This window comes from Photobacterium sanguinicancri, assembly GCF_002265265.1.
Taxonomy (GTDB): Bacteria; Pseudomonadota; Gammaproteobacteria; order Enterobacterales; family Vibrionaceae; genus Photobacterium; species Photobacterium sanguinicancri.
This window is the reverse complement of sequence record NZ_NOIF01000264.1, coordinates 1-4,795: the sequence shown is the minus strand read 5'-3', so window position 1 is coordinate 4,795 and position 4,795 is coordinate 1. Positions and strand designations below refer to the sequence as shown.

The window sequence follows — 4,795 nt, the reverse complement described above, 5'->3', positions numbered from 1 at the left end:
TATTTAAAGGTAGTGTTTTTTATGCACAAAATGAGATGTAAAAGTGTTCTCTTTTTGTAAATATGTTGCTAGTCACGATTTATTGCTGCTACCTGTTTATAATATTGTGTCGTAAATGTGATAAGGCGTATTTATCTGAATAATATATAGCAAAACGTTCATTTTTATTTCAGTTTTTTATTATAGTATGGGTGAATGTTCTGCTGGTTTTTACCTAGATGCGTGCTTAATTACTGCTTTAATTAGCTGGTGATATGATAAGTGCGTTTGTTTCGGATGGATTTAAATATACTTATACTAAGAAGTTGTATGTTATGAAAAATAAAGGGAATGCTAAAAATGAATGGTCTCTGATCATTAAATTATTAATGGGAATTTTATTTGGTTCAGTTATTGGGTTGTTAGCCACTGAATCGGTAATGTCTGTGGTTGTATCAATTAAATATGTGTTAGGGCAATTTATATTTTTCACGGTACCTTTGGTTATTATTGCTTTTATTGCTCCTGCCATAACTAAATTGAAAAACAATGCGAATAAAATGTTAGGTATGGGCATTGGGATGGCGTATTTATCAGCTGTTGGTGCCGCAAGTTTTGCTTATATTGCGGGTTTGATGATAATTCCTCATCTTTCTGTTCCCAGTGTGATGGATAGTTTACAAGAGTTGCCTGAAGCCAGCTTTAAACTTGCGATTCCACCTGTGATGCCTGTGATGTCGGCATTGGTTATCGCCATTTTGCTCGGTATAACGACGCTTAAAACCAAAGCTGAGGTGTTTGAAAAGGGCTTACAAGAATTTGAAAAAATGATGCTGATGGTGATTAAGTCAGCGGTGATCCCTGTACTCCCTTTCTTTGTTGCGACGACATTTGCTGGTTTGGCCTACGAAGGTACGCTGACTTTGCAACTTCCAGTATTTTTGAAGATTGTCGTACTTGCTTTAGTTGGCCACATGATTTGGCTGGGTGTGCTGTATTCATTAGCGGGTGCTGTGTCGGGTAAAAATCCGTGGGAAGTGTTAAAGCACTATGGTCCGGCTTACCTGACAGCTGTGGGCACTATGTCTAGCGCAGCAACTTTACCCGTTGCTTTAGATTGCGCGAGAAAATCCAATGTTTTGAGTAAAGAAACGGTCGATTTTATGGTGCCGTTAGGTGGCACTATTCACTTGGCGGGTTCTGTATTAACCGAAACGCTATTTATTATGGTGATTTCATTGATGCTTTATGGCGCGATACCACCTGTTGGCACCATGGCTTTATTCGTATTGTTATTCGGGATTTTTGCCATTGGTGCACCTGGTGTGCCAGGCGGTACTGTCATGGCCTCGATGGGAATCGTGGTTGGCGTTATTGGTTTTGATCCTGCTGGTGTTGCCTTACTTATTGCCATTTTTGCATTGCAAGATAGCTTCGGAACCGCTTGTAATGTAACGGGTGACGGGGCATTAACATTAATGCTGGAAGGTGTCTTTAATAAAGATGGCACACTAAGTACGCAAGCTGAAAGCTCAAATGCTTAGCTAGTCGTAGTCGCTTGGTTTTAATCACTCTCTAGGTGTTGGGTTGTTCAGTTACTCACCATGTAGGGAGTGCTTTTTATTTATATTAATAAATTTCACGTTAAGTGGAACTAACAATCCTTTAGTCAGTCATAACTATCCTCACTGTGTTAATTGAAAGATGCCTGCATGTATGTAGCTAAGCAAAAACAGAATAAACTGACCAAGCTAACGCTCTTGTTAGTGTGGTGGGTTATTTGTGTCTGTTTAGCGAACAATATTGGCTTGTTGGGTACTTGCTCAGTGAAATACAACGCTGTCAGTCATTCCGCTCAGCAAGCTCAGCAAGCTCAGCAATCGCAACAAGATGTAGATGATCAAGATAAGTGTGAGTTGTCTGAGCATTTGATCAATTTTGAGCAGCACCAAGTTGCTGAATATGCGCTAATCATGCAGTTTGTGATATTGGTGCTTATATTGTGGCTTCTTTCAATACCCAATTACCACCCGCCATTTACAGAGCCTATCCTGCATAAAGGAAGGCGGCTTCATCTCACATTGTGTGTCTTTAGAGAATAAATCTTAGGTTGTTTTGATAACACCCTAACTATTTATCTTTAAGGAATAATTACGTGCAAAAAAACAAGCGATATAGACGTTTAGCCATGTTTTGGTTATTCGCGATTTTTTACGCTCTTACCGCAGTGAATGCTAATGCAGAAACACAAGCAACAGGTTGGCTGCAGAATCCTAACCATCCACCCATAGAGACACAATTTGTTGTCACGGGCCAAGTTAACGAGTCTGATCAGACATTAGCTGGATACCTTGAAGTTCGCCTCGACGGAGATTGGAAGTCGTACTGGCGTAGTCCTGGTGAAGGCGGTGTTGCGCCTGAAATGCGATGGGATAAATCTAAAAATATCAGTGCTGTTGATTGGCATTGGCCGTACCCAAAGCGTTTTCAAACCCTTGGATTAGAAACACTTGGGTATAAGAAAGATGTTATTTTTCCGATGACATTGCATATCAAGGATCTGACAAAGCCCGTTGTATTGGATGCAAAGTTAACGTTGTCATCGTGTACGACGATCTGTGTTTTAACCGATTATCCAATAAAACTGTCTTTTGACCCTAGCCACTTAACGGTGTCAGATGACGCGATGCGTACCTATGCGAAAGGTGTGAGCAAGGTGCCTAAAGCCTCACCTTTGCTATCTGGTGTAAACGCGGTATGGGATCAAACTAAAGAACAACTTCAAGTGACCACTGTCAATAAAATGGGGTGGAAAGCACCTGATGTTATTGTTGATGGACAAAGCGATGAAGTGCAGGATTCAACATTTTCGCGCCCTGTCGTTGAGATAGACGGAAACAACTTGATTGCAACGTTTGATGTCAGTAGTTGGATGGGAACGCCACACTTATCGGATGAAAAAGTAGCGATTACATTTAAAGATAGTGATTTCTTTGCTGAGCAATCGGCTGTTATCAAGGCTGATACGATTGTTACCTCGAGCAGTAATAGTTCGATAGTGAAAATGGTTTTGTTTGCAGTACTTGGCGGCTTGATCTTGAATGTAATGCCTTGTGTATTCCCTGTATTAGGCATGAAGTTAAGCGGAATTATTAGTGCTCAAGGGGTAGAGAAGAGGCAAGTTAGACGCCAGTTCTTATCGTCAGCTAGTGGTATTTTTGCTTCATTTTGGCTGCTTGCAGCCTTTTTGGCCGTATTGAAGCTGTCAGGTAGTGCTATTGGTTGGGGGATCCAATTCCAAAGTGGTTGGTTTATCGGATTGATGTTCGTGATAACGGCTTTGTTTGGGGCAAATATGTTGGGTTTGTTTGAGATCCGTTTGTCTTCAAATACCAATACATGGATGGCTTCACAAGGGGATAACTCGCACTTAGGCCATTTCACTCAGGGCATGTTTGCAACATTATTAGCAACGCCTTGTTCTGCTCCCTTCCTTGGGACAGCTATCGCTTATGCGCTTGCGACGAACATTCCGACTATGTTTGCTATTTTTACTGCACTGGCTTTTGGTATGGCTCTACCGTGGATCCTTGTCTCTGCTTTTCCATCGATAGCACTTGCGTTACCCAGACCTGGTGCTTGGATGAACCGTATTAAGTACCTGTTCGGAATCATGATGTTGATAACGAGTTTATGGCTACTTTCCTTGCTGTCTAATCATATTTCTCCACAGTGGCTCTATGCATTAGCGTGGGTTTCTGGAGGAACTTTCTTAATCAGAATGATGCAAATACATGGCTTGAAAGCAACGGGATTCGCTGGGATATTGTTAGCTATCGTGGTTTCATCTTCGGTATTTATTGAACAGTCGGTAACGGCAAAAGTTCTCCCTCCTGAACCCGATTGGCAGCCACTTTCGGTGGATGCGATTAATAACTATGTTGCTGATGGTAAAGTTGTTTTTGTTGATGTGACTGCCGATTGGTGTGTGACATGCAAAGCCAATAAAATTGGCGTTATTCTACAAGAGCCAGTGCTGAGTAAACTTAATAGCCAAGATGTTATTGCTATGAAAGGTGATTGGACGGTGCCAAGTAAAACGATAACGGCTTACTTACAACGTCATGATCGTTTTGGGGTGCCTTTCAACGTGGTTTATGGCCCCAATGCGCCACAAGGCATTAAGCTGCCCGTTATTTTAACCAGCAATGTTGTGATGCAGGCGATAAAGCAAGCAGGCATTGATAATGGTTAAAGGAAAAGTGAAGGCGAAGAAAAGCGTAAAGAATTGGCGTAAAGAAGTACTCACTTACGTAATGGTATTTATTGCTTTTGGTTTTGTGATGGATGCTTGGCGAACCCAAGATATGCCATTAGATTCGATGCCAGCAATAACAGGGATGACACAAAATAATGTGCCTGTTGATGTGATAACAATGAGTAAGCAAAAGCCTGTCGTTGTCTATTTTTGGGCGACTTGGTGCGCTGCCTGTAAGTTTGTGACGCCAACAATTAACTGGCTTAGCGATTCTTATCCGGTTGTTGGGGTTAGCCTAAACTCCGGTGAAGATCGGCGGGTTCTGCGCTATCTCAACGCGAAAGATTACCACTTTAACAATATCAATGATGTGCAACATGATATATCTAGCCAATGGGGAATATCCGTAACTCCGACCATAGCAATCATTGATAACGGTGAAATTAAAACGATAACGACGGGCCTGACAACGCCTTGGGGATTACTTGCTCGTCTATTGTTAACTCAGATTTAAGTTGGAAAAATTATGAAATTTAAAGCGACACTTATTATTACATT

General features: G+C 41.4%; 4 protein-coding genes. All 4 read left to right on the top strand.

Features of this window, described 5'->3' with window-relative positions; all coding sequences use genetic code 11:
• Nucleotides 1–314: 314 nt before the first annotated feature.
• The 4 genes from ASV53_RS22720 (at nucleotide 315) to ASV53_RS22705 (ending at nucleotide 4,751) form a co-directional block, all read left to right on the top strand.
• Nucleotides 315–1,523: a dicarboxylate/amino acid:cation symporter gene (locus tag ASV53_RS22720; protein ID WP_094958798.1), complete on the top strand. Its 1,209-nt coding sequence runs from the start codon at nucleotides 315–317 to the stop codon at nucleotides 1,521–1,523.
• Between the two features lie 168 nt (nucleotides 1,524–1,691).
• Nucleotides 1,692–2,081: a hypothetical protein gene (locus tag ASV53_RS22715; protein ID WP_094958797.1), complete on the top strand. Its 390-nt coding sequence runs from the start codon at nucleotides 1,692–1,694 to the stop codon at nucleotides 2,079–2,081.
• Between the two features lie 53 nt (nucleotides 2,082–2,134).
• Nucleotides 2,135–4,234 carry a protein-disulfide reductase DsbD family protein gene (locus ASV53_RS22710; protein WP_094958796.1) on the top strand — a complete coding sequence of 700 codons (2,100 nt, stop codon included), beginning with the start codon at nucleotides 2,135–2,137 and terminating at the stop codon, nucleotides 4,232–4,234.
• Entirely contained in the window at nucleotides 4,227–4,751 is a 525-nt protein-coding gene (locus ASV53_RS22705) for a protein disulfide oxidoreductase (protein ID WP_062692380.1), read from the top strand. The genes ASV53_RS22710 and ASV53_RS22705 overlap by 8 nt, the downstream gene beginning before the upstream one ends.
• The last annotated feature ends 44 nt before the right edge of the window (nucleotides 4,752–4,795 follow it).